Source organism: Devosia sp., from assembly GCF_041917035.1.
In the GTDB taxonomy this organism is placed as follows: Bacteria; Pseudomonadota; Alphaproteobacteria; order Rhizobiales; family Devosiaceae; genus Devosia_A.
Genome location: NZ_JAYRYM010000043.1, coordinates 1 through 20,459, shown reverse-complemented (window position 1 = coordinate 20,459; position 20,459 = coordinate 1). Strand labels below are relative to the sequence as shown.

The window sequence follows — 20,459 nt, the reverse complement described above, 5'->3', positions numbered from 1 at the left end:
AGATGATCGCCGGCCTCGACCGCTCCTCCAAGGAACGGCTGGTCGGCCGCGTCGACGATCTCAACGCGGTCTACAACGACCTGTCGGCCACCTACCAGAAGGACAAGGGCGGCAAGGGCATTCCGCTCAGCTGAAACGCAGTCCTTTCCGCGATTGCGCGCTTCGGCCGATCACAATACACTAGGCGTTGCGTAAAAATGCGGGGATCGGGCATGAGGGGGCGCGATAGCGTACTAGATATCGTCGCGATATTGCTTTCCATGCTCTATTGCGCGTTTCCGATCCTGGTGTCATTCGGGTTGCTCTTCCATGAGTACCACGACACCTTTCCCGTTGTACTTGCACGCATATATCTGTCCGACCCAGGAACGAACCCGCTGCAGTCACTGCTCGTGCCGGTTATCGGCGCCATTACCGTTTTCAGGGCCGATAGTCTGCGCTCGACCCTGGCGGCGCTGCTGATTCTGATCTTTGTTGCCGCCTTCATCTGCGTGTTTGTCGGCTATGTCAGCAGCCTCACCACCGAGAGCAAGGCCTTGATGGCCCCGGACTCGCCGGAAGCGACAACCATGACCGCAGCCCTGCGCGCGTTTCTCGAATCAACATCGCTGATCATCCTGATCCTGCTGGGCATCAAATCCGCCGATGCCGCAAGGCCTGCGCGGCAGCAGGAGCCGGAGGAGACCGAGTTGTCTCCCGACCCGGCGGACCAGACAGCGATGCGGCGGGCCGAGTCAGCTCCCGACGCTTTGACCGCAGCCGCCGAGACGGCTGACAAGCCCGACGACAATCCGGACCATCCACGACCAAAATCGTAGCGACGCAGCACCGGGGAGGACGGCATGCACGCACTCTACAGGCTTCTGCTGCTGATGGCAGCGCTCGGCGGTGCCGATGTCACGCTGGCACAGCAGCTCGGGATCGCATCAGGCAGCATCGACAATCTGGCTGCCGTGGTCGTCACCGATCTGGATAACGATCGCTCCTTCTCGCTGCTCGACAATGGCACGCTGAGTCCGCTTGCCGACGGTCAACTCGTCGGCGAGCGCTACAGCCTCACCGATGCCGTCCTCGAAATCACGCTCAACAAGGCGTTCGGGATGGACGGCCCGAAGACCCTGATCATTCCGCTGCAGTTCTCGAAGTGCCTCGCGGCGCCGTGCGAGGCGAGGACCGTGCGTATTCCCAATCTGCAGGTCAACTACAGTCCGGAACGCGTGCAGGATCAATGCAAGGAGCCGGACGGCTCCGGGTTTGCGGCACGGACGGAGGACTTTCTCTACTGTCAGGCCGCCTACAACTTCCTCGCCGCCACCGGCTCGGGCGGCTCGGAAACGGCCGACATCGCCCTCAACGGCTGGTATCGCTCGGCATTCACCCTGCACACGTTCCATCGCCAGGTCGGTGTGCACTTCGTTCGTCCGGACCAGAAGGTCATCCAGTTCGTCGCCACGCGTGTGAAGCTCGGAAAGTATGTCGAGCGCACACGCATCTCACCCGACTCCTTTGCTGCGGAACAGTCGCAGATCAAGGCCACCGTTCTCGAACCGCTCCAGTACATCGATAAGGCAATCAAAGGCGGAGTCGCCCCAGCAAGCCTCAAGCCGGACTTCGACGAGATCGACGCGGCCTACAGGGCCTACATGGCGGGCGCCAACCCGCCGACGTTTACGACCGAGTCGGTGGAATTCTATCACTCGATGCTCGGCGTCTTCGGCTATCCGCCGCCCTAATGGAGCGCCGCTGCGACGGGGCGGAGCGGCCCTGGGCGGCGCCAGCTAGACCAGCACCACGCTCGCGGCGGCGAAGGCGAGGACGGCGAGGGCGGCGGCGAACAGGACCAGCAGGAGGATTTGCATCGGGGTGCTCATGGCAGGACGGGCCTCGACCGCTCCGGCGAGCGGTTGCGCCTGGAAAGGGCGGGTGGCTCAGTTGAGCTGCGAAAGCACGGCCGGCCGGCCGGCATCGGCGGCACCGGACGGAATGGCGGAAGCCGCCACAGTCAGGGTGGCCATCGACATCACGAACAAGGCGATCAGCGAGAGTTTCAGCATTTGTGCCCCCACGGCTTGGCCCGAAGGCCGCTGGTTCATCGTTGGGGCAAGAATGCGGCCGAGCGCTTGAACGTTCCCGGAACCCGGCATTTATCCTGCGTTCAGGTTCGGAGGCGAAACGCCTCCGGGGCGCCTTACGGCACCCCGGAGAGACGGGCGCAGCGACCTGGCTCAGCCGGTGACACGCGCGCGGTCGCCATCGGCGCGGCGGGCCTTGGCGGCATCCTTCTGCTGCTTGTTCCAGCGCGCCTTGGGCGGAGGCGAGCCCGAGCCGGTGGGCTTTTCCCACCAGGCCTGGGCGGTGGCCGGAGCGCCGCCGTTGCGCGACACGTTGCTGCCCGCGCCCGCGCCGCCGCGCACTTGCTGGGCATTGCCGCCGGCCGCGGGCCTCGCCTCGCCGCCGCCATTGGTGCGCTTGCGTCCGTCGACGATCGCCGCCTTCTTGGCGCCGGAGAAATGCCGGCCGGCATTGGCCTGCTTGCGCTGGCCATCGGGACGCGGCGCCGATGGACGCGCGGCGGGCCGCGGCGCCCGTGCCTCGGCGGCATCGACGACTTCGCCGCCATTGCCCTTCAGCTCGCCGGTAGTGGGCAGGGTGCGGCGGATCAGCCGCTCGACGTCGCGCAGCTTGCCGCGCTCGGTGCCGTCGCACAGCGTGATCGCGAAGCCCGAGGCGCCGTTGCGGGCGGTGCGACCGATGCGGTGCACATAGTTCTCCGGATCGTCGGGCAGTTCGTAGTTGATGACGTGGCTGATCGCCTGCACGTCGATGCCGCGCGCCGCGATGTCGGTGGCGACGAGGATGCGCACTTCGCCGGTGGCGAAGCCCTTGAGGGCCGCCTGGCGCGCATTGTTGGACTTGTTGCCGTGGATCGCCGCCGCCACATGGCCGTCGATGGCGAGGTTCTTGGCGACGCGATCCGCCCCGTGCTTGGTGCGCGAGAAGATGATGACGCGGTTGAGCGCGGCATCCTCGAGGAGCTTGTTGAGCACCCCGCGCTTCTCCTTGGAGCCGGCGAGGATGACGCGCTGATCGATGGTGCCGACCGTCTGCGCCGCGGGATTGGCCTCGACGCGCACCGGATCGGTGAGCAGGCCCTTGGCCAGTTCGGCGATCTCGGGCGCCATGGTGGCAGAGAACATTGCCGTCTGCCGGCGCGGCCCGATGGCGGCCGCGATCTGCTTGACGGCGTTGATGAATCCCATGTCGAGCATGCGGTCGGCCTCGTCGAGCACCAGCCAGCGTGTCTCGTTGAGCCTGAGCTTCCGATCGTCGACGAGGTCCTTGAGGCGGCCGGGGGTGGCGATGGTGACATCGACGCCGCGGGCGATCTTCTGGATCTGGCCGCCGCGCGAGGCGCCGCCGAGGACGAGCACGGTGGTGAGCCGGCCGCCGGAGAGCTTGTGCAGCACCTCATCGATCTGCACCGCGAGCTCGCGCGTGGGGGCGAGGATCAGCGCCCTCGTGGTCATCGGGTTGGCGCGGCCCTTGAGCTCGGCGAGGCCGGCAAGGATGGGCAGGCCGAACGCGGCGGTCTTGCCCGAGCCGGTCTGGGCGATGCCCATGATATCGCGGCGCTCGAGCTGCGGCGGGATCGCCTTGGCCTGGATCGGGGTCGGGGTGGTGAAGCCGGCGGCAGTGAGCGCGCTGACGAGCTGCGCGGACAGGCCGAGTTCGGTGAAGGTCTGGGTCAAAAGAAAAACTCACGTTGGCGCGCGCCGGGCCAACCGGCTGCGCGCAGGATCGCCGGATGCCCGATGGGGCGCGGCGAATGGATCGATGCACTGGCGACGGGATTGCCGCACGGTTGCGCTGTCTCCCGGTGGTCTCACCCTTTCGGGGACCGCATCCGGGGCACTTCGCCGCTCACCGTTATTGGCCGATAAGAAGAGAAGTCCATCACCACTATACGCCCGTTCCTCAACACGAGGATAACCCGGACCGGTGACTGAGCCGGGATATGGGGGATACGGGCCGAATTTGCAAGGCCTTTCACGGGCCTGGCCCGCAGGGGAGCCATGCAGCAGGTGAGCGGGCCACGGGGATAGGCCGGCCGCTTCACGGTTCCGCCACGATGATGAACGCGTGAACGCACCATAATGCTCCGGTTTCCCGCGCCACCGCCCTGATGCGGTCACCTTGATGAACGGAGATGGTCCCGTCTCGGGGACGCTTCTTCACCCGCAGTGCTCGAGCACCTTGCCGATGGCGGCGGACGAACCGGCGGCGCCGAAGCTGTTGGTGTCGAAGACCTCGAGCTTGCCGCCGGAGGTCTTCCGGACATAGGCGACGCGCAGGGTGTCGCGCGCGCGCTGCGCGATGCGGGCCCATTGCCGGGCGACGGGGCCGCGCACGATCATCGACGTGCCATCGATGTGGATGAGCGGCATGTCCTGGGCGAAGCTGGTGCCGGGGGTGGCGGAAACCGCCGACCCGGGCGCCGGATCGGGGGTCAGCGCCAGGTTCATCGCGCCGGCGCCCGCCACCTGCCGGTGCGGCGCCCGCACCCAGAAGCCCATAGCGAGGTCGCCACCGCGGCAGGCGAACTGGAACTGCGCGAGCCCGTTGTCGGCATAGGCGATGGGCACCCCCAGGTTCTCGTAGAACCAGTCATCGGCCGCCGCGGGCGTCGCGAGGAGGAGGACGAGAAGGACGAGCGGAAGCCTGGGCATGCGGAAGTCACCTCCTGGCGCGGCGATTCGGCCAGCGGCGGGATTGTCGCCCGCGGCCGGTGATCGAACGGTAAAGGCGACGCCGGTCCGGCGGCCTCAGAAGAGCGGATCGAGGCGGCGCTTCCTGACGATGTTCTTGTAGTCCCACTGGATGCTCCGCGCCTCGGCGAGCCAGCGGCCGAGGCGCTCGGCGTCGATCTCGGCCGGCGTCGCGTAGCCGATCTCGGCCGCCTTGAAGCTTCCCTCCGGGACGAGGCCGGGCGTGGCGAAGGACTGCCCGCTCCAGAACAGCACGCGGATGCCGCGCTTCAGCCGGCTGTAGCCGACGATCGGGTTGCCGTCGAGGAACCACACCGGATGGGCGTGCCAGATCTTGCTCTCGGCCTCGGGCAGGTGCTGGTCGAACAGCGCCCGCAGGCGATCGCAAATCGCCGGATCGTCGCCGGCCTGGGCGCGGTTGTAGGCCTCGATGGTGGTGGGCTTGGATGGGGTCACTCGCGGGCACTCCTCGACGGCGTTGATCGCGAGAGTATATCTGTCTGCAGCCGCGTCGAGGGGTTCGGATGCGCTTCGCGCCTGCCGCCGGCGCCCCCTCCACCTGGAGGTGGCTGGGGCACCAGTGTTGCCACCCCACCGCTGTCACCCCGGCGCCTGTGCAAGGTGCTGGGTCCCCTGAGTTCTCAAACGAAGTGCAACACCTGGTTAGGGTGTTGGAATGGGACAGAGATATCGACAGTTCAGTGTTGAGGAGAGGATCGAGCTTGCCCGGCTACGTGCCGCGGGGGTCTCGATCCGGCAGATCGCTGCGGGTCTGGATCGCGCGCCATCGTCACCCCCACCCACCGGCTTCGCCGGTCCCCCCTCCCCGCCTTTCCGGCGAGGAGGGAGCGACGACTTCGCCGCCAAGGTTGAACCCATCAGTCGCCCCCTATCCCTCCCGGCCGAAGGCGGGGAGGGGGGACCATGCGCAGCATGGTGGGTGGGCTGGGCCCCAACGCCCCGGCCTTGTTGGGGGCATCATCGTGCCACCCGCCCCGGCGCAGGCCGGGGCCGATCCTGCGATGCATCGCAATCAGGGCCCCTATGCAAAGTGCTGGGTCCCGGCCTGCGCCGGGATGACATCGGGCCTGCGGCACCGGCAGGGCCACCCACCCTGACCCCATTTGTCGGTGCGCGCGCCCCACCCACCGGCTTCGCCGGTCCCCTCTCCCCGCCTTCGGTGAGGAGGGAGCTACGACTGTGCCGCCGTGAGCCGGACTAGATGCCGCCGTACCAGTCGTAGCCGTGGTCTTCCCAGTAGCCGCCCTGCCCCAGGCCGTACTGGGCGAAGCCCTCGACCAGTTCGATGGTGTGGACGTATTTGGGCTGCTTGTAGCCGAGGGCGCGTTCGATGCGGATGCGGACGGGCGCGCCGTTCTCGACCGGCAGCGGGCCATTGTTGAGGCCGTAGGCGCAGATGGTCTGAGGGTGGAAGGCGTCGATCAGGTCGGAGCTCTCGTAATAGGCCTCGGGAGCACTCAGCCCACCGCCGAGCCGGTCGTAGCAGTGATAGACGACGAACTTCGCCGCGGGCTTGACCCCCGCCTCGTCGAGCAGGCGCGCGAGCGGCACGCCGGTCCACCTGGCGATGCAGCTCCAGCCCTCGACGCAATCGTGCCGGGTGATCTGGGAGCGGGACGGCATGTTCATCAGTTCGGCGAGCGTATAGCTCTTCTCGGTCTCGACGAGGCCGGTGACCCGGAGCCGGTAGCCGGCAAAGCCGCTCTCCACCAGCGCCCGGTATTCCTCGACATTCTGGCGCGGGTCGGTGGAGCCGTTGGGGCGCTGGCCCTGCCGGATTTCGCTCTCGGCGAACTCCCTGGCCAGCGCCTGCTCGCCGACCAGGGCGCGCTGCGCCTGATAGGTCAGCGCATTGGCGCGCTCGAGGAAATCGCGCACCGGATCGTTGCGGCGCGCGAGGAAATCGAACTGGTTGCAGCCGGCAAGGACCAGCGAGGAGGCCCCGGCGGCGGACAGGCCGATCAGCCGGCGGCGGTTGAGGATCAGGTCAGCCATTGGAGCGGCCTCTCCGGCTGTCGGGTTCGGTGCCGGGGCTCGCCCGGTAGTAGCCGGTGAGCATCGAGCGCAGCTCGTTGAACGGACCGGCGAGCAGCACCATGGCGATGTGCACGACGAAGAACAGCACCAGCCCCAGCATGGCGACGAAATGCAGGGTGCGGGCCGTCTGCCGCCCGCCGAACACCTCGATCAGCCACGGCCAGCCGGCATTCATCGTCGGCGACATGGCAAGGCCGGTGAGGATGATCAGCGGAAACAGCACGACGAGGACGACGAAGTAGGCGAGCTTCTGCAGCGGCGTGTAGCTGCGGCCGTGATGGAAGCGGAAGCGCAGGTGCGCCCAGATATCGCCCGGCAGGTCGCGCAGATCGCGCGGCTTGAGAACGACATCGCGCCACAGGTGCCCGTTGACGAGACTGGCAAGCAGCCAGACGGCAAGCGTGCCGAACAGAATCCAGCCGAAGAAGAAGTGGACCACCCGACCGGTGGCGAGGTCGCGCACCGAGGGAATGGTGGCCCAGCCGGGAAAGCCGACATAGTCCGGGCGGCTGGCCGACCCGCTCATCCCGAGCACCCCGGTCGTATCGAACTTGTTTCCGAAAAGAACCGTATAACCCCTTGGCCCAGCGTCAGTATTCTCTGCTCCGATGCGCAGGATCGCATTGTCGAACTCGAAGCCGGACTGCTGGCCGACATAGAGCGCCGGATGCGCGTTCCAGATCTGCAGGCCGCTGAGCAGGAGGAAGAACAGGGCCAGCACCCACACCCAGTGAGTCAGCCGGGTGAAGACCGACTGCCGGTAGATCAGCGGCCCCTTGGCGCGCTTCGGCCGGGGGGCTGCCGCGGCATCGATCGGCTGGTCGGTCATGGTCACTCCCTCGAACCTGCACAGTTTCGCATAGCAACGGCACCACGGCGAGCGATTGGCGCCGATCACGGAGAGTTCATCACCGCCGAGCGGGCCGGACCCGTGCCTCTCCTCTCCTTCGCGCCACGGCCGCGCGAGGTTACCCCCGCTCACCGCGTCGTGAGGCAAGCGCGCCCCGCGACATTGTCGTTTTGAGCGTGTAACCTTTCGCCGGGATGAAACGAACCGGGACTCAATGAGCGTCGCGCCAGACACGGAAGCTCGGCTTCGGAGCCAGATGGTCGCGGCGCTCGGCGGAGACGCCGCGGCATATCGCCGGCTGCTCGACGAACTGGGCCGACTGCTGAAGGCCTATTTCGCCCGGCGACTGGGCGACGCGCTGGCAGCGAGCCGCGACGACCTGGTACAGGAAACCCTGATGGCCATCCATACGCGGCGGCTGACCTACGATCCGACCCAGCGCTTCACCGCCTGGGCCTACGCGATCGCCCGCTACAAGCTGATCGACCACTACCGGCGCAGCCGCATCCGCTACACCGTGCCGCTCGAGGACGACGCGGCACTGTTCGCCCGCGACGAGGCCGGCGATGCCACGGCGCGGATGGATGTCGAGGTGGCGCTGGCGACCATCCCGGCCCGCCCGGCCGAGCTGATCCGGCAGGTGCGGCTCGAGGGCGCCTCGATCGCCGAGGCGGCGCGCAGCGTGGGGATGACGGAGACGGCAGCGAAGGTTTCCATCCATCGCGGCCTCAAGGCCCTCGCGGCACGATTTGCGCCGGGAGACCGCGATGACCGATGAACTGATCGCCCGGCTGGCCGACGATATCCGCCCGGTGCGGCGTGGCACCCTGCCGCGCCGGCTGCTCGCCGCACTCGGGATCGGGGCGGCGCTGGCCTTTGCCGTGATGGTCCCGTGGATCGGGCTGCGCGCCGACCTGCCGGCCGCGACCGGCCAGTGGACCTTCTGGAGCAAATTCGCCTTCACGCTCGGTTTCGCCGTGCTGGGCTTCGTTTCGGCCACGCGCCTCGCGCGTCCGGGCGGCACCATGCGCGGGCCGGTGGCGGGCGCCGTGGCCCTGGTGCTGCTGCTCGGCATCGGCGGCATCCTGCAGATCCTCGCCGCCCCGCCCGAGGCCGTGCGTGAACTGCTGCTCGGCGGCACGGCGCTGGTCTGCCCGATCTACATCGTGGTGCTGTCGGTGCCGATCCACGCGGCGCTGGTCCTGGTGATGCGCCGGCTGGCGCCGACCAACCTGCCGCTCGCCGGCTTCGCCACCGGCCTTGCCGCCGGCGGCGCCAGCGCCTGGGTCTATGCCTTCCACTGCGGCGAAGGCGGGCTGCCCTTCATCACCATCTGGTACACGCTCGGCATCCTGATCTCGGCACTGGTGGGAGCGGCGCTGGGACGGTGGGTGCTGCGGTGGTAAGTTGGCGACAGCAGCGGGGGATCAACTCCCGGCCCACTTGAGGCCCGCCGCGCATTTGCTCCCCATGGCCGCCTCGAAACGCTCGAAGGTCGCGGCCTCCTTGAGCAGGTCGGGATCGACATAGGCCGCCACGCAACGATCCCGAAGATCGCGAAACTCGTCGCCGATGGCGCGCAACTGAGAACTCGACGAGTAGCCCAGGAACAGAGCTAGCGCAAAGCACGCCGCCGTCAGTGAAACCGCTGCTCCCCTGGTGTTGTCGGCACCGAACAGGTAAACTGAAATGCCACCCACCAGGGTCAGCGCGGCGGGAATGATGCTCCCCACTGCCGCCTCGCGACTCATGCCGCCGGCAAAGCCCGCCGTCGCCCCAAGCATCGCGACCCCCAACAGCAGCATTGCGACCTGCAGGTGCGTCCGCAGGTTCTGCCGCGCAATCAGGTTGGCCGTCACAGCGATGGCGAGACAGAGGCCGAACGCGATGATTGCGTCTTCCGCGTAGGCGAGCCGGAGGTAGTCCCGCCACGCCACCCAGTTGGCCATCGACGCCCCGCCTACTCGGAACCAATGATCTCGTGACGATACCTGTCCCCAGCCATGACCTGCCTCAAGGCGCGATCGTCATTGACCAGAAGGTCGCCCATTATCGGCATGAAGTAGCCGGGACCGGGTCCGCCGCCGGGAAGCTTCGGACAAAAGATCAGAAGAAGGCACGGGGGCTCGATCGGTAGACAATCCCCATCTGCAGTCGAACCGCTCTCGCAGGGCGGCGGCGGCTCGTCGTCGTCGGATTCCGCAACGATCGCGTACGGCAGCGAGGCCTGCGCCAGGGGACTGGCGAACAGCGCGATCCAGAGAACCAGTGCAAGCGCGGTGCGCATCGTCTTCTCCTTGACTCAAGGGATCACGATAGCGCTCCCGCAGCCAGGTCAGCAGTCGCGGCGGCAACCGAGCGTAGTCATACGATCCGGCGTCGGCTCAGCCTTCCGCCCGTGCCGCCCAGTTGATGCCGCGGCGGAGGATGGTGGCCATGTTGGGGTTCTCGAACTCGCTGGCGCGATGGCCCAGCGTCGAGTGAAAGACGCGGCCGGCGCCGTACAGCCGCTTCCACACCACCGGCATCACGACGCCCTTCGTCCAGGGCGCGTACTGTCCGGAGAACGTGGTGGTGGCGAGCACCTCGACCGAGGGGTCCATGTGCATGTAGTACTGCTCGGAGGTGTAGGGGAACGAGGCGGGAATGCCCTGCATGACCGGATCGTCCGACCGGGTGACGTCGACGGTGTAATCGATGATGTTGCCCGGATGCGCCACCCATTGTCCGCCGACGACGAACTGGTAGTCGACCGCCTCGCGGAACGCGTCGCTCATGCCGCCATGGTGGCCGGCGAGCCCGACGCCGCCTTCGATCGCCTTGACGAGGTTGCCGAGCGGCTCCTTGTCGATGCGGCTCATCGTGTAGATCGGGATGATCAGGCTGAGCTCGTGGATCGCCGGATCGGCGAAGACGGCGAGGTCGGTCTCGACGCGCACCGAGAAGCCATCCTCGTGCAGCCAGCGCCGGTAGATCGCCGCGCATTCCTCCGGATCGTGCCCGTTCCAACCACCCCAGACGATCAGTGCGCTGCGCATCGCGTATACTCCTCGCAAAAACCGGCGGAGAGTAGCCGAAACCGGACTCGACGCCAGCGCTATTTGTCGGGCCCGGACGGGCCGGCCGGAGCGCCGGCCCCTGGTACCCTTCCCCTGCCCGGCGAACTGTTGTTAACTCTCTCCGTCACCGGAGTTGCGAAGGTGCGGACGACCGCGGCGACGCTGTTATCGAGGCGTCGCATGGCGGTGGGAGAAGAATCCGGACCACTCGGATTCCAACGAAAAGGACAGGGACATGAAACGACTTCTGTTAGGCGCCTCGGCGCTGGCACTCGCAGCCGGATTCAGCGGCGCGGCGCAGGCCGAGTTCGCGCTCAAGATCCTGCACATCAATGATTTCCACTCGCGATTCGAGTCGATCACCGGCACCGACTCGACCTGTAATGCCGAGGGTGAAGGCAAGGGCGAGTGCTTCGGCGGCATCGGGCGGCTGAAGACCGCGATCGATGCGGAGAAGGCCGAGGCGGCCGCCGCCGGCGAGAATGTCGTGCTGCTGTCGGCCGGCGACAATTTCCAGGGCTCGCTGTTCTACACCCAGTACAAGTCGCAGATCGTCGCCGACTTCCTCAATGACATGGGCTTCGACGTGGTGGCCACCGGCAACCACGAATTCGACGACGGCCCGGCCGAGTTCGCCAGGTTCCTCGCCGCGGCCAAGTTCCCCATCATCGGCGGCAATTTCGACACCACCAAGGACCCCGACCTCGCCGGCCGGCCCAAGGGCGTGATCGTGCTCAATATCGGCGGCGAGAAGATCGGCGTGATCGGCGCCACCACCGAGGATACGCCCGAGATCGCCACCACGGGCGACGTGGCGTTCGAGAGCGTCACCGCCTACGTCAAGGGTGCGGTCGGCGCGCTCGAGGGCGCCGGGATCAACAAGATCATCGTGCTCTCCCACATCGGCTACACCATCGACCAGGAACTCGCCCTGGCGGTGCCCGGCATCGACGTGATCGTCGGCGGCCATTCGCACACGCTGCTCTCCAATACGGACGAGAAGGCGGCGGGCGCCTACCCGACGCTGGTCAAGAACGGCGACGGCGTCGACGTGCCGATCGTCCAGGCCGGCCAGTACGGCAAGTACCTGGGCGACATCAAGATCACCTGGGACGATGCCGGCAAGGTGGTTTCGGCGGAAGGTGCGCCGATCCTGCTCGACGCTTCGGTGACCCCCGACCAGGGCTTCGTCGACCGGCTGGTCGAACTGGGCAAGCCCCTCGAGGCGCTCAAGAACGAGGTGATCGGCAGCGCCACCGCCGCCATCGAGGGCGACCGCAAGGTCTGCCGCGCCATGGAATGCGCCATGGGCAACCTCGTCGCCGACGCCATCCTCGACCGCGTCGCGGACCAGGGCATCAGCATTGCCATCCAGAACGGCGGCGGGCTGCGCGCCTCGATCGATGCGGGCGAGATCACCATGGGCGAAGTGCTCACCGTGCTGCCCTTCTCCAACACGCTCGCCACCTTCCAGCTGACCGGCGCCGACATCGTCGCTTCACTGGAGAACGGCGTCTCGGACATCGAGAACGGTGCCGGCCGCTTCCCGCAGGTCGCCGGGCTGAAATATACCTTCGACACGTCCAAGCCGGCCGGCTCGCGCGTCAGCGACGTGCTGGTCAAGGACGGTGAGGCCTGGGTGGCGATCGACCCGGCCAGGACCTATGGCGTCGTGACCAACAACTTCATGCGCACCGGTGGCGACGGCTACGCCCTGTTCGCCAGCAACGGCCTCGACGCCTACGACTTCGGCCCGCCGCTCGAGAAGGTGCTGGCCGACTATGTCGCCAAGCTCGGTGGCGCCTATACGCCCTATACCGACGGCCGCATCACCGACGCCACCCCGGCTCCGGCCCCCGAGCCGGCTCCGGCCGAGACGCCGGCCGCAGCCCCGGCAGAGGCTCCGGCCGCCAATGCCATGGAAGCCCCGGCCATGGAAGCGCCGGCGATGGAGGCTCCGGCCATGGAGGCTCCGGCCATGGAAGCTCCGGCCATGCAGGCACCCGCCGCGCAATAGGCCGACGATCCCGAATGACAGGGGGCGCCCCGGTGGCGCCCCTTCGCTTTTGGAGGAGCGGCGCTCAGGCCGATCGGCGTTCGAAGACGACGATGGGGCTCTCGAAATAGCTGGTGCGCGCCAGCTCGGTGAAGCCGAGCCGGCCGGCGACGCGGATCGAGGGCAGATTGTCCGGGTTGATGATGCAGGTCATGCGCTGCCCGGCAAAGGCCGTTCCGGCCCAGCCGATGGCGGCACTCATCGCCTCGGTGGCATAGCCCCAGCCCTGCCCGCCCGAATTGAGCGCCCAGCCCGCCTCGAGCGTACCCTCGAGGCTGGGAACGAGGTTGCGCCTCAGGTCGTGGAACCCCGCCTCGCCGACGAAATGGCCGGTCTCCTTCTCCTCGATGGCGAAGAAGCCGAAGCCCATCAGCTGCCAGACGCCGAAATGGCGCAGGAACCGCGACCATGAGGACTCGCGGTCGAACGGCTTGCCGCCGATGAACCGCACCACGTCCGGATCGGCCCACATCTCGACATAGGCGTCGAAATCGGCGAGCCGGTGCGGGCGGAGGATGAGGCGTTCGGTCTCGAGGGTCGGAATCATCACGGCGAGGTTAGCGCAAGCCAGGCCCGCGATGAATCGGAACCTTTGCGGAGCGTCAGCGCGGCCGGGCCAGCTGGCGCCAGGCGATGAGGATGATCACTGCGCCGATCAGCGCCCCGAAGAAGCCGGCGCTCTCGCCCGACTGGTAGAGGCCGATGGCCTGCCCCAGCCAGGTGGCGAGCAGCGCCCCGACGATCCCCAGGACCGTGGTGAGGATGAAGCCGCGCGGCTTCGGATCGCCCGGCGTGATCAGCTTGGCAAGGATCCCGACGACGAAGCCGATGAGGATGGCGCCGAGAATGCCCATGGGGGTGCTCCGCTGGTGACGGCAGATAAATGGGCAGGACGGGGGTGGGTTGCAATGGGGAGTGGGGCCCCGGAATCACGGTGCGTGCTGCGCTCAAGTGGGTCGGCCCCCACACCCTGATCTCATGGGGCACCATTGAGCCACCCCCACCGCGGTCACCCCGGCGGAGGCCGGGGCCCATCTTGAGATGCATCCCAATCACGGTGCATGTGCAAAGTGCTGGGTCCCGGCCTGCGCCGGGATGACACCGAGCCTGCGGCACCGGCAACTCCCGCCATGATCGACTATTGGCCGGCGGCGACGTAGGCTCCCTGAATGGTCAGGTTTCAGGTGAAGCTCTTCGATAGCCGCAATGGCCTGCAAGCCATGGAGAACGCGGTGAATTCATGGCTAGACGCAGCGGCGGGCGAAATTCGCAGATCAGAGGCCGTGTGGCCGAGAGTTGCGCCTATGGCCGGCTGGCCGTCAGCAACCGCTCGCCGGCGGTGATCGCCTGTATGCGGGACACGACCCCGAGCTTGCGGTAGATTTCGGCGACGTGATAATCGCACTTCCGCTTGCTGATGCCCAGAATGGTCGCGGTGTCGAGGTTGGACTTTTCCTGCTTCATCCAGTGCAGAATGTCCCGCTGAATGGGTGACAGGCTTGCCGACGCGGCGTCGGGCGCTTCGCTCAACGTGATGAGCCGGAGGGAAACGGCAGAGCCGATCACGGCCAGTGCCGGCAACACCGATGGCCGAGGCACCGTCTCGCGCGAGTAGCCCCCGAGCACCGAGAGTTCCTCGGTCGGCGAGATGATCGGAGTGACCGCTCCACCGGCCAGCCCGGCTTTCTCCAGCAGGGCCATGAACCCGGGATTGGCAGGATGCGCCCGGGCAGCCTCATCGGGAAACACACCGCCCTGACCGGTGCTGCGCAGCCGGTCCAGCATCGGATTGGATCGAAACAGTCCAGCCGCGTGAAAAGCCTCCCACGCTTCCGTCGGCAACGTCGTCATCAGCGGGAAGAACGCTTCCCCGCCGGCACGAGGAATTGCGGCCGTGTAGCCGAAATAGTCAAAGCCGATCGACTCCACGGCGTCCTGGATGCAGTCGACAAGTTCGTCGCGACCGCGGGCCTCTGCAATCCTCGCGACGGAGGGCGCAATCTTGGCAAGGGCGTCGGCAACTCGAATAGCTTCCATAACCGGACTCGACTCCTTTGCGGCGGGAATCGTGGGTGGCAGCTGGGGCAAGCCTAAGTTATCGACCAGAACTTAACAAGCGATTGCCCACACAGGCGCGCTCGGAGCCGACCGCGCTTAAGGTTGGTGCTGCAACGCGCCTCTCCAGTCGATGAAACGGGACCCATGAAATCGCCGGACGACCTCTCAACACGCCTCGACTTCATCGGCCTCGATCGCAAGAGCGTCGAGACGCTCGCCTCCGCCAAGAAGATCGTGCTCGCACACCTGCCGGTCGCCCTGGAGAGGTTCTACGAAAAGCTGGTCAAGGTGCCGGAGGTCTCGAAGTTCTTCTCCGGGGCGCCGCAGATCAACCGGGCGCAGAACAGCCAACTCGGGCACTGGAAGGCGATCGCGACGGGCCAATTCGACGACGCCTACGTTGAATCGAGTCGGCGGATCGGCCTTCGGCACGCGACCATCGGGCTCGAGCCGCGCTGGTACATCGGTGGCTACGGCCTGATACTGGAAACGCTGGTGCGGGGCGTCGCGCATGACTTCATGGCGCAGCGCATGGCGTCCGAGCCGCGGCCCCTGCTGAACCGGAAGCGCGACGCTCAGACGATGCAGACGGTCGACGACATGGCCGATGTTCTGACCGCCATGATGAAGTCGGTGATGGTCGACATCGACATGGCCGTCAGCGTCTACTTCGAGCAAGTCCTGGCCGAGGCGCAGAAACGCGACAGAGAAAATGCAGAAAAGATCCAGTGGGCAGCTGACATGACGGGCGAGGTACTACAGCAACTGGCATCGGGCGACCTGACCGGCCGCATCGAGTCCGACTTCGAGGGCGGCTTCGCTCACATCAAGGACGATACGAACGCGCTTGCCGACCGCCTGACCAGCATCGTACGGCAACTGCAGACCACCTCCCGGCAGCTCAAGACGGCAACCGGAGAGATTCTCGCGGGCGCCAATGACCTGAGCGAGCGGACCACGCGACAGGCCGCCGCCATCGAGCAGACGTCGGCGAGCATGGAAGAACTGGCAAAGACGGTGACCGAGAACGCCCGGCTCGCCGAAGGCGCGGCCATCAAGGCGGACTCGGCCGCGGCCAGCGCGGAAGCCGGCGGTGCCGTGATGGCGCAGGTCAGCGACGCGATGGATCGCATCTCGGACTCGTCGCGGAAGATCTCCAACATCATCGGCCTGATCGACGACATTGCCTTCCAGACCAACCTGCTGGCCCTCAATGCCTCGGTCGAGGCGGCCCGCGCCGGCGATGCCGGCAAGGGCTTCGCCGTGGTGGCGGTGGAGGTGCGACGCCTGGCGCAATCGGCCGCCAACGCCTCGTTCGAGGTCAAGGGACTGGTCGAGGCCAGCGTGACGGAAGTCGCCGCAGGCGAGTCCCTGGTTCGGGACGCCTCGCACCGGCTGGCCGACCTGCTGGCGGCGGTACGCGAGAGTACCCATGCGATGGCGGCGATCTCGGTGGCGAGCCGAGAACAGTCGCTCTCGATCGGAGAAATCTCGGCGGCGGTCCTGCAGATGGACGAAATGACCCAGCACAACGCCGCCCTGGTCGAGCAGACGAATGCAGCCATCGAGCAGACCGAGAGTCAGGCGCGCGATCTCGACGAGATCATCGACCAGTTCACGCTGACACCGGCCGCAAGGCCCGCCTCGCAATCGAACCGCGCCGCCGCGAGGCAGGCGCCCTCCCCCGCTCGCAAGGCTGCCGGCCAGGGCTGGAGCGAGTTCTAGTCCGCCCCGCCCCCTCTGCCTCAGTGTGTCGGCAGTTCCCGGCGTTCGCGCTCGGAGACCATGGCGAGGTCGAGGACCTTCTGCAGTTCGGCGGCGTGGCGGAAGCTCGGTTCCTGCATCGTACCGGTCCTGACCGCCTCGGCGAAGCGCTGGTAGTTGGTGGGGACGGCCGGCACGTCGAGCTCCTGCCAGGCGCCGGTGGCGACGTCGGCGCCGAGCGAGACGCGCAGCTTGCTCCAATCGTGCCGGTGCTGCACCTCGACCGCGCCCTTGTCGCCATAGACGCGCAGGCGCAGTTCGTTCATGTGGCCGGTGGCCCAGCGGCTGGCGTGGATGACGCCGAGCGCGCCATTGTCGAAATCGACCGCCATGGTGAAGCTGTCATTGGCATCGAGATCGTACTCGCCGATCCTGTTGCCGGGCGCCTTGTCGAAGGTCTTCAGCCGCGCGAACACATGACCGATGTCGAGCCCCGAGCCATACGAGGCGAAATCGAGGATGTGAACGCCGATATCGCCGAGCACGCCATTCGAGCCATGCCGCGTCGACAGCCGCCACAGCCACTGGCTCTCGGTGCGCCAGTCGCCCCAGGCCGGCTGCACCAGCCAGCTCTGCAGGTAGCTCGCCTCGACATGCTTGACCGCGCCGATCTGGCCCGAGAGCACGATCTCGCGCGCCTTCTGCAACTGCGCGACGTTGCGGTAGGTGAGGTTGACCATGTTGATCAGCCCCGAGGCCTCGGCGATATCGACCATTTCGAAGGCCTTGATCGCGTCGGTGGCGAGCGGCTTCTCGCAGAACACGTGCTTGCCGGCCTTGAGCGCGGCGATCGAGGTCGCGTGGTGGATGGAGTCGGGGGTGACGTTGGCCACCGCATCGAAGCCGCCCCAGGCGATGGCGGCATCGAGCGAGGCGAAGCCATTGGGAATGCCGTGGGTGGTGTTGAACTTTTCGAGCCGGCCGGGATCGACGTCGACACCGGCGACGACGGTGACGCCGTCGATGGCGGCAAAGTGCTTGGCGTGCTGGGCGGCCATGCCGCCGGTGCCGAGGATGAGGATGCGCATTGTCTGTTCCTTCAACAAGGGTCCGGAGGGGAGGCCCGGAGCCTGATTCAAACCTGGTGTTCGCGGCGATCGCGATCGGCGACGAGCGCCAGATCGAGCACCTTCTGCAGCCCGGCCGCATGGCGGAACCCGGGTTCGGACTGGATGCCGGTCCTCACCGCCTCGGCGAAGCGCTGGTAGTTGGTCGGCACGGGATCGGCCCTGACCTCGCGCCAGGTGGAGGTGGCGACATCCTCCCCGGCGCAGACGCGCAGCAGCGAGCCCCAGTGGCCGTGGCTCAGCTCCAGCCCGCCCTTGTTGCCGTAGACGCGCAGCCGCTGGTCGTTGGAGTGGCCCGAGGCCCATCGCGACGAGTGGATCACGCCGATAGCGCCGTTGCCGAACTCGGCGCTGATGATGAAGCTGTCATTGGCATCGAGCACATAGTCGCCGATGCAGTCGCCGGGCACCTTGTGGAAGGTCTGCAGCCGGCAGTTCATCGCGACGATCGGCTGTCCGGTGGCGAAGCTGGTGAAATCGAGGATATGGATGCCGATGTCGCCCAGCGTGCCGTTCGAGCCGTGGCCGGTGGACAGGCGCCACAGCCAGGTGCCGGCAAGGCTGGCGGTATCGGTGAAATCGCGCAGCGCCAGCCAGTGCTGGAGGTAGGACGCCTCGATGTGCTTGACCTCGCCGATGCTGCCGGCGGCGATGATCTCGCGCGCCTTGTGCAGTTCGGCGACGTTCCGGTAGGTCAGGTTGACCATGTTGACGAGGCCGGCCGCTTCCGCCGCCTCGACCATCTGCATGGCCTTGCCGTGATCGGTGGCGAGCGGCTTTTCGCAGAAGACGTGCTTTCCGGCGGCGAGCGCCGCCAGTGTCGTCGCGTGATGGATGGAATCGGGGGTGATGTTGTCGACCGCGTCGAACGCGCCCCATTCCAGCGCCGCCTCCAGCGAGGCGAAGCGCCGGGCGATGCCGTAGGTGTCGCAGAAGGCGGCGAGCGCGGCGGGATCAGTGTCCACGGCGCCGACCATTTCGACGCCCTCGATGGCGGCGAAGGCCTTTGCGTGGCTGTTGGCCATGCGGCCGGTACCGAGGATCAGGAGGCGCATTCAGGATACCGTGGGCTGGGGTGGGTTGACGGGATCGGCAGGCGGGATGCCGGCGCGAGGGGGCTCGCGCCCCCTCCACCGCCTGCGGCGGTCCCCCTCCCCCGTGAACGGCGGAGGGGGTGGCACTTCCGGTACCGCAGGCTCGATGTCATCCCGGCGCAGGCCGGGACCCAGAACTTTGCACAGGCGCCGTGATTGGGATGCATCTCAGGATGGGCCCCGGCCTGCGCCGGGGTGACAGCGGTGGGGCGGCACAAGGGTGCCCCCAAACGCGGAGGAGGTGCAGGTGAGATCGTGTCGCGGCATTGTGCAAAACCCCTCATCCGGCGCTGCGCGCCACCTTCTTCGCCTTCAATCGCTCCACTGGAGCGATTGATCGCTTCGCGACCGGCCCGAAGTCCCGCAAGTGGAGAAGGACGGTCGCGCCTGCGTCCGATGCGTTCACTTGGGATGGTGCGTCAGCTTGGCGCCGCGCTCGACGATCTTTTCGATCGCCTTGTCCACCGGCGTGTTCGGGGCCTTCAGCAGATGCGCGTGGTTCTGCGCGTTGTAGGCCCAGTTGACGGCGTTGCGCAGCACCTGCCCGACGGTCTTGTCGTGATAGGTCGGATAGGTCTCGTGGCCGGGACGGAAGTAGAAGATGTTGCCGGCGCCGCGCCGGTAGGTGAGGCCCGAGCGGAACACTTCGCCGCCCTGGAACCAGGAGACGAACACCGTCTCGAGCGGCTCGGGCACCGAGAAGGGCTCGCCGTACATCTCTTCGTTCTCGAGCTCGAAATAGGCCGGCAGGCCCTTGGCGATCGGGTGGCCGGGATTGACCACCCAGATGCGCTCGCGCTCGCCGGCCTCGCGCCAGTGCAGGTTGGCGGGCGTGCCCATCAGCCGCTTGAACACCTTGGAATGGTGGCCCGAGTGCAGGACGATCAGGCCCATGCCCTCCCAGACGCGCTGCACCACGCGCTCGACGATCTCGTCCTTGACCTCGCCATGCGCGGCATGGCCCCACCAGATCAGCACGTCGGTCTCGGCGAGCTTTGCGACGGTGAGGCCGTGCTCGGGATCCTGCAGCGTGACGGTCGAGACCGACAGGTTCTTGTCCTCGATGAGCAGCGAGGCAATCTGCCCGTGCATGCCCTTGGGATAGTTCTCCGCCACGAACTTGTTCTTCTGCTCGTGGACGTTTTCGCCCCAAACGAGGGTCCTGATCGTCATGGTCGTCTCCTTGATGTTCGTGACAAGGGCCGGACTGCGGTACCGGCCCCGTGGTCTCCGAGAATTGGGTCCTGCGGCGCCTGCGGCCGCCGGGGGGGCGCTCAGCGCGGCATGGGTCTACCAGCCTTGTCGAAGCGGTGCACCTTGTCCGGGATCGGCGCGATGGAAATCGTGTCGCCCGGCTTGTGGTGGCTGGTGCCTTCCTCGCGCACGATCACCGGCTCGTCGCTGCCGATATCGACATAGACATAGCTGTCCGAACCGAGGTTCTCCGAATGCACCACGCTGCCCTTCCAGGCGCCGTCGCGCTCGGCGATGTCGATGTGCTCGGAGCGGATGCCGATGGTCGAGGCCCCCCACTTCGAGGCGATCTCGCCATTGAGGAAGTTCATCTTGGGCGAACCGATGAAACCGGCGACGAACAGCGACTGCGGATTCTCGTAGAGTTCGAGCGGCGTGCCGACCTGCTCGACGAGGCCGTCGCGCAGCACGCAGATGCGATCGGCGAGCGTCA

23 protein-coding genes are annotated in these 20,459 nt (G+C 67.0%); 7 read left to right on the top strand and 16 right to left on the bottom strand.

The window, feature by feature from the left end; all coding sequences use genetic code 11:
• Positions 1-212: 212 nt before the first annotated feature.
• Both ACE3TU_RS07105 and ACE3TU_RS07100 read left to right on the top strand, forming a co-directional pair.
• Positions 213-818 carry a hypothetical protein gene (locus tag ACE3TU_RS07105; protein WP_374622060.1) on the top strand — a complete coding sequence of 202 codons (606 nt, stop codon included), beginning with the start codon at positions 213-215 and terminating at the stop codon, positions 816-818.
• Positions 819-842: 24 nt separating this feature from the next.
• Positions 843-1,733, top strand: coding sequence for a hypothetical protein (locus ACE3TU_RS07100; protein ID WP_374622058.1), 891 nt, complete (start codon positions 843-845; stop codon positions 1,731-1,733).
• A 195-nt stretch (positions 1,734-1,928) separates the two neighbouring features.
• On the opposite strand, the gene ACE3TU_RS07095 is transcribed toward ACE3TU_RS07100, so the two are convergent.
• The 4 genes from ACE3TU_RS07095 to ACE3TU_RS07080 form a co-directional block, all read right to left on the bottom strand.
• Complete coding sequence (locus ACE3TU_RS07095; RefSeq protein ID WP_374622056.1) at positions 1,929-2,054, bottom strand: hypothetical protein; 126 nt, start codon at positions 2,052-2,054, stop codon at positions 1,929-1,931.
• 171 nt (positions 2,055-2,225) lie between these two features.
• The gene (locus tag ACE3TU_RS07090; RefSeq protein ID WP_374622054.1) at positions 2,226-3,749 is read right to left on the bottom strand and encodes a DEAD/DEAH box helicase; all 1,524 of its coding nucleotides are present in this window, start codon (positions 3,747-3,749) and stop codon (positions 2,226-2,228) included.
• Between the two features lie 483 nt (positions 3,750-4,232).
• Positions 4,233-4,727: a hypothetical protein gene (locus tag ACE3TU_RS07085; RefSeq protein ID WP_374622051.1), complete on the bottom strand. Its 495-nt coding sequence runs from the start codon at positions 4,725-4,727 to the stop codon at positions 4,233-4,235.
• 96 nt (positions 4,728-4,823) lie between these two features.
• Positions 4,824-5,222 (bottom strand): DUF1801 domain-containing protein, encoded by a 399-nt coding sequence (locus tag ACE3TU_RS07080; RefSeq protein ID WP_374622049.1) that lies wholly within the window; start codon positions 5,220-5,222, stop codon positions 4,824-4,826.
• 220 nt (positions 5,223-5,442) lie between these two features.
• Here ACE3TU_RS07080 and ACE3TU_RS07075 point away from each other — a divergent pair, with 220 nt between their 5' ends.
• Positions 5,443-5,988, top strand: coding sequence for a helix-turn-helix domain-containing protein (locus ACE3TU_RS07075; protein ID WP_374622047.1), 546 nt, complete (start codon positions 5,443-5,445; stop codon positions 5,986-5,988).
• Here ACE3TU_RS07075 and ACE3TU_RS07070 read toward each other — a convergent pair.
• Positions 5,985-6,782 (bottom strand): molybdopterin-dependent oxidoreductase, encoded by a 798-nt coding sequence (locus tag ACE3TU_RS07070; RefSeq protein WP_374622045.1) that lies wholly within the window; start codon positions 6,780-6,782, stop codon positions 5,985-5,987. The genes ACE3TU_RS07075 and ACE3TU_RS07070 overlap by 4 nt on opposite strands.
• Entirely contained in the window at positions 6,775-7,653 is an 879-nt protein-coding gene (locus ACE3TU_RS07065; protein ID WP_374622043.1) for a cytochrome b/b6 domain-containing protein, read from the bottom strand. Before ACE3TU_RS07065 ends, ACE3TU_RS07070 begins: the two co-directional genes overlap by 8 nt.
• A 235-nt stretch (positions 7,654-7,888) precedes the next feature.
• Here ACE3TU_RS07065 and ACE3TU_RS07060 point away from each other — a divergent pair, with 235 nt between their 5' ends.
• Together ACE3TU_RS07060 and ACE3TU_RS07055 are read left to right on the top strand one after the other, a co-directional pair.
• Positions 7,889-8,452, top strand: coding sequence for a sigma-70 family RNA polymerase sigma factor (locus ACE3TU_RS07060; protein WP_374622041.1), 564 nt, complete (start codon positions 7,889-7,891; stop codon positions 8,450-8,452).
• Positions 8,442-9,080 (top strand): NrsF family protein, encoded by a 639-nt coding sequence (locus ACE3TU_RS07055; RefSeq protein WP_374622039.1) that lies wholly within the window; start codon positions 8,442-8,444, stop codon positions 9,078-9,080. The genes ACE3TU_RS07060 and ACE3TU_RS07055 overlap by 11 nt, the downstream gene beginning before the upstream one ends.
• A 21-nt stretch (positions 9,081-9,101) precedes the next feature.
• On the opposite strand, the gene ACE3TU_RS07050 is transcribed toward ACE3TU_RS07055, so the two are convergent.
• The 3 genes from ACE3TU_RS07050 to ACE3TU_RS07040 all read right to left on the bottom strand — a co-directional run bounded on the left by ACE3TU_RS07050 (position 9,102) and on the right by ACE3TU_RS07040 (position 10,712).
• Positions 9,102-9,623, bottom strand: coding sequence for a hypothetical protein (locus ACE3TU_RS07050; RefSeq protein ID WP_374622037.1), 522 nt, complete (start codon positions 9,621-9,623; stop codon positions 9,102-9,104).
• Positions 9,624-9,634: 11 nt separating this feature from the next.
• Entirely contained in the window at positions 9,635-9,961 is a 327-nt protein-coding gene (locus tag ACE3TU_RS07045) for a hypothetical protein (protein ID WP_374622035.1), read from the bottom strand.
• Positions 9,962-10,058: 97 nt separating this feature from the next.
• On the bottom strand, positions 10,059-10,712 hold the full coding sequence (locus ACE3TU_RS07040; protein ID WP_374622032.1) for a ThuA domain-containing protein: 654 nt from the start codon (positions 10,710-10,712) through the stop codon (positions 10,059-10,061).
• Positions 10,713-10,968: 256 nt separating this feature from the next.
• On the opposite strand from ACE3TU_RS07040, the gene ACE3TU_RS07035 reads away from it, so the two are divergent.
• Positions 10,969-12,750 carry a bifunctional UDP-sugar hydrolase/5'-nucleotidase gene (locus ACE3TU_RS07035; RefSeq protein WP_374622030.1) on the top strand — a complete coding sequence of 594 codons (1,782 nt, stop codon included), beginning with the start codon at positions 10,969-10,971 and terminating at the stop codon, positions 12,748-12,750.
• 64 nt (positions 12,751-12,814) lie between these two features.
• Here ACE3TU_RS07035 and ACE3TU_RS07030 read toward each other — a convergent pair whose 3' ends face one another.
• From ACE3TU_RS07030 to ACE3TU_RS07020, 3 genes are all read right to left on the bottom strand, one after another.
• Complete coding sequence (locus ACE3TU_RS07030; protein WP_374622062.1) at positions 12,815-13,336, bottom strand: GNAT family N-acetyltransferase; 522 nt, start codon at positions 13,334-13,336, stop codon at positions 12,815-12,817.
• A 55-nt stretch (positions 13,337-13,391) separates the two neighbouring features.
• On the bottom strand, positions 13,392-13,643 hold the full coding sequence (locus ACE3TU_RS07025) for a GlsB/YeaQ/YmgE family stress response membrane protein (RefSeq protein ID WP_374622028.1): 252 nt from the start codon (positions 13,641-13,643) through the stop codon (positions 13,392-13,394).
• Between the two features lie 448 nt (positions 13,644-14,091).
• Positions 14,092-14,826 carry a LuxR C-terminal-related transcriptional regulator gene (locus tag ACE3TU_RS07020; RefSeq protein WP_374622026.1) on the bottom strand — a complete coding sequence of 245 codons (735 nt, stop codon included), beginning with the start codon at positions 14,824-14,826 and terminating at the stop codon, positions 14,092-14,094.
• 165 nt (positions 14,827-14,991) lie between these two features.
• On the opposite strand from ACE3TU_RS07020, the gene ACE3TU_RS07015 reads away from it, so the two are divergent.
• Positions 14,992-16,572, top strand: a complete 1,581-nt coding sequence (locus ACE3TU_RS07015; protein ID WP_374622024.1) for a methyl-accepting chemotaxis protein — start codon at positions 14,992-14,994, stop codon at positions 16,570-16,572.
• 20 nt (positions 16,573-16,592) lie between these two features.
• On the opposite strand, the gene ACE3TU_RS07010 is transcribed toward ACE3TU_RS07015, so the two are convergent.
• The 4 genes from ACE3TU_RS07010 to ACE3TU_RS06995 form a co-directional block, all read right to left on the bottom strand.
• Positions 16,593-17,639: a Gfo/Idh/MocA family protein gene (locus ACE3TU_RS07010; protein ID WP_374622022.1), complete on the bottom strand. Its 1,047-nt coding sequence runs from the start codon at positions 17,637-17,639 to the stop codon at positions 16,593-16,595.
• Positions 17,640-17,686: 47 nt separating this feature from the next.
• A complete protein-coding gene (locus tag ACE3TU_RS07005) occupies positions 17,687-18,733 on the bottom strand; it encodes a Gfo/Idh/MocA family protein (protein ID WP_374622020.1) in 1,047 nt (348 codons plus the stop codon).
• A gap of 441 nt (positions 18,734-19,174) precedes the next feature.
• On the bottom strand, positions 19,175-19,945 hold the full coding sequence (locus ACE3TU_RS07000) for a ThuA domain-containing protein (RefSeq protein WP_374622018.1): 771 nt from the start codon (positions 19,943-19,945) through the stop codon (positions 19,175-19,177).
• Positions 19,946-20,046: 101 nt separating this feature from the next.
• Positions 20,047-20,459, bottom strand: a 413-nt coding sequence (locus ACE3TU_RS06995) for a TOBE domain-containing protein (RefSeq protein ID WP_374622016.1), incomplete at its 5' end; no start/stop codon positions are given.

Excerpts from the sequence above, each read along its gene's own strand:
- ACE3TU_RS07100 (WP_374622058.1), top strand. The coding sequence starts at position 843 with ATGCACGCACTCTACAGGCTTCTGCTGCTGATGGCAGCGCTCGGCGGT.
- ACE3TU_RS07025 (WP_374622028.1), bottom strand. The coding sequence starts at position 13,643 with ATGGGCATTCTCGGCGCCATCCTCATCGGCTTCGTCGTCGGGATCCTT.
- ACE3TU_RS07060 (WP_374622041.1), top strand. The coding sequence starts at position 7,889 with ATGAGCGTCGCGCCAGACACGGAAGCTCGGCTTCGGAGCCAGATGGTC.
- ACE3TU_RS07055 (WP_374622039.1), top strand. The coding sequence starts at position 8,442 with ATGACCGATGAACTGATCGCCCGGCTGGCCGACGATATCCGCCCGGTG.
- ACE3TU_RS07030 (WP_374622062.1), bottom strand. The coding sequence starts at position 13,336 with ATGATTCCGACCCTCGAGACCGAACGCCTCATCCTCCGCCCGCACCGG.
- ACE3TU_RS07015 (WP_374622024.1), top strand. The coding sequence starts at position 14,992 with ATGAAATCGCCGGACGACCTCTCAACACGCCTCGACTTCATCGGCCTC.
- ACE3TU_RS07020 (WP_374622026.1), bottom strand. The coding sequence starts at position 14,826 with ATGGAAGCTATTCGAGTTGCCGACGCCCTTGCCAAGATTGCGCCCTCC.
- ACE3TU_RS07045 (WP_374622035.1), bottom strand. The coding sequence starts at position 9,961 with ATGCGCACCGCGCTTGCACTGGTTCTCTGGATCGCGCTGTTCGCCAGT.
- ACE3TU_RS07095 (WP_374622056.1), bottom strand. The coding sequence starts at position 2,054 with ATGCTGAAACTCTCGCTGATCGCCTTGTTCGTGATGTCGATGGCCACC.
- ACE3TU_RS07035 (WP_374622030.1), top strand. The coding sequence starts at position 10,969 with ATGAAACGACTTCTGTTAGGCGCCTCGGCGCTGGCACTCGCAGCCGGA.
- ACE3TU_RS07070 (WP_374622045.1), bottom strand. The coding sequence starts at position 6,782 with ATGGCTGACCTGATCCTCAACCGCCGCCGGCTGATCGGCCTGTCCGCC.
- ACE3TU_RS07000 (WP_374622018.1), bottom strand. The coding sequence starts at position 19,945 with ATGACGATCAGGACCCTCGTTTGGGGCGAAAACGTCCACGAGCAGAAG.
- ACE3TU_RS07010 (WP_374622022.1), bottom strand. The coding sequence starts at position 17,639 with ATGCGCATCCTCATCCTCGGCACCGGCGGCATGGCCGCCCAGCACGCC.
- ACE3TU_RS07005 (WP_374622020.1), bottom strand. The coding sequence starts at position 18,733 with ATGCGCCTCCTGATCCTCGGTACCGGCCGCATGGCCAACAGCCACGCA.
- ACE3TU_RS07065 (WP_374622043.1), bottom strand. The coding sequence starts at position 7,653 with ATGACCGACCAGCCGATCGATGCCGCGGCAGCCCCCCGGCCGAAGCGC.
- ACE3TU_RS07085 (WP_374622051.1), bottom strand. The coding sequence starts at position 4,727 with ATGCCCAGGCTTCCGCTCGTCCTTCTCGTCCTCCTCCTCGCGACGCCC.
- ACE3TU_RS07040 (WP_374622032.1), bottom strand. The coding sequence starts at position 10,712 with ATGCGCAGCGCACTGATCGTCTGGGGTGGTTGGAACGGGCACGATCCG.
- ACE3TU_RS07050 (WP_374622037.1), bottom strand. The coding sequence starts at position 9,623 with ATGGCCAACTGGGTGGCGTGGCGGGACTACCTCCGGCTCGCCTACGCG.
- ACE3TU_RS07075 (WP_374622047.1), top strand. The coding sequence starts at position 5,443 with ATGGGACAGAGATATCGACAGTTCAGTGTTGAGGAGAGGATCGAGCTT.
- ACE3TU_RS07105 (WP_374622060.1), top strand. The coding sequence starts at position 213 with ATGAGGGGGCGCGATAGCGTACTAGATATCGTCGCGATATTGCTTTCC.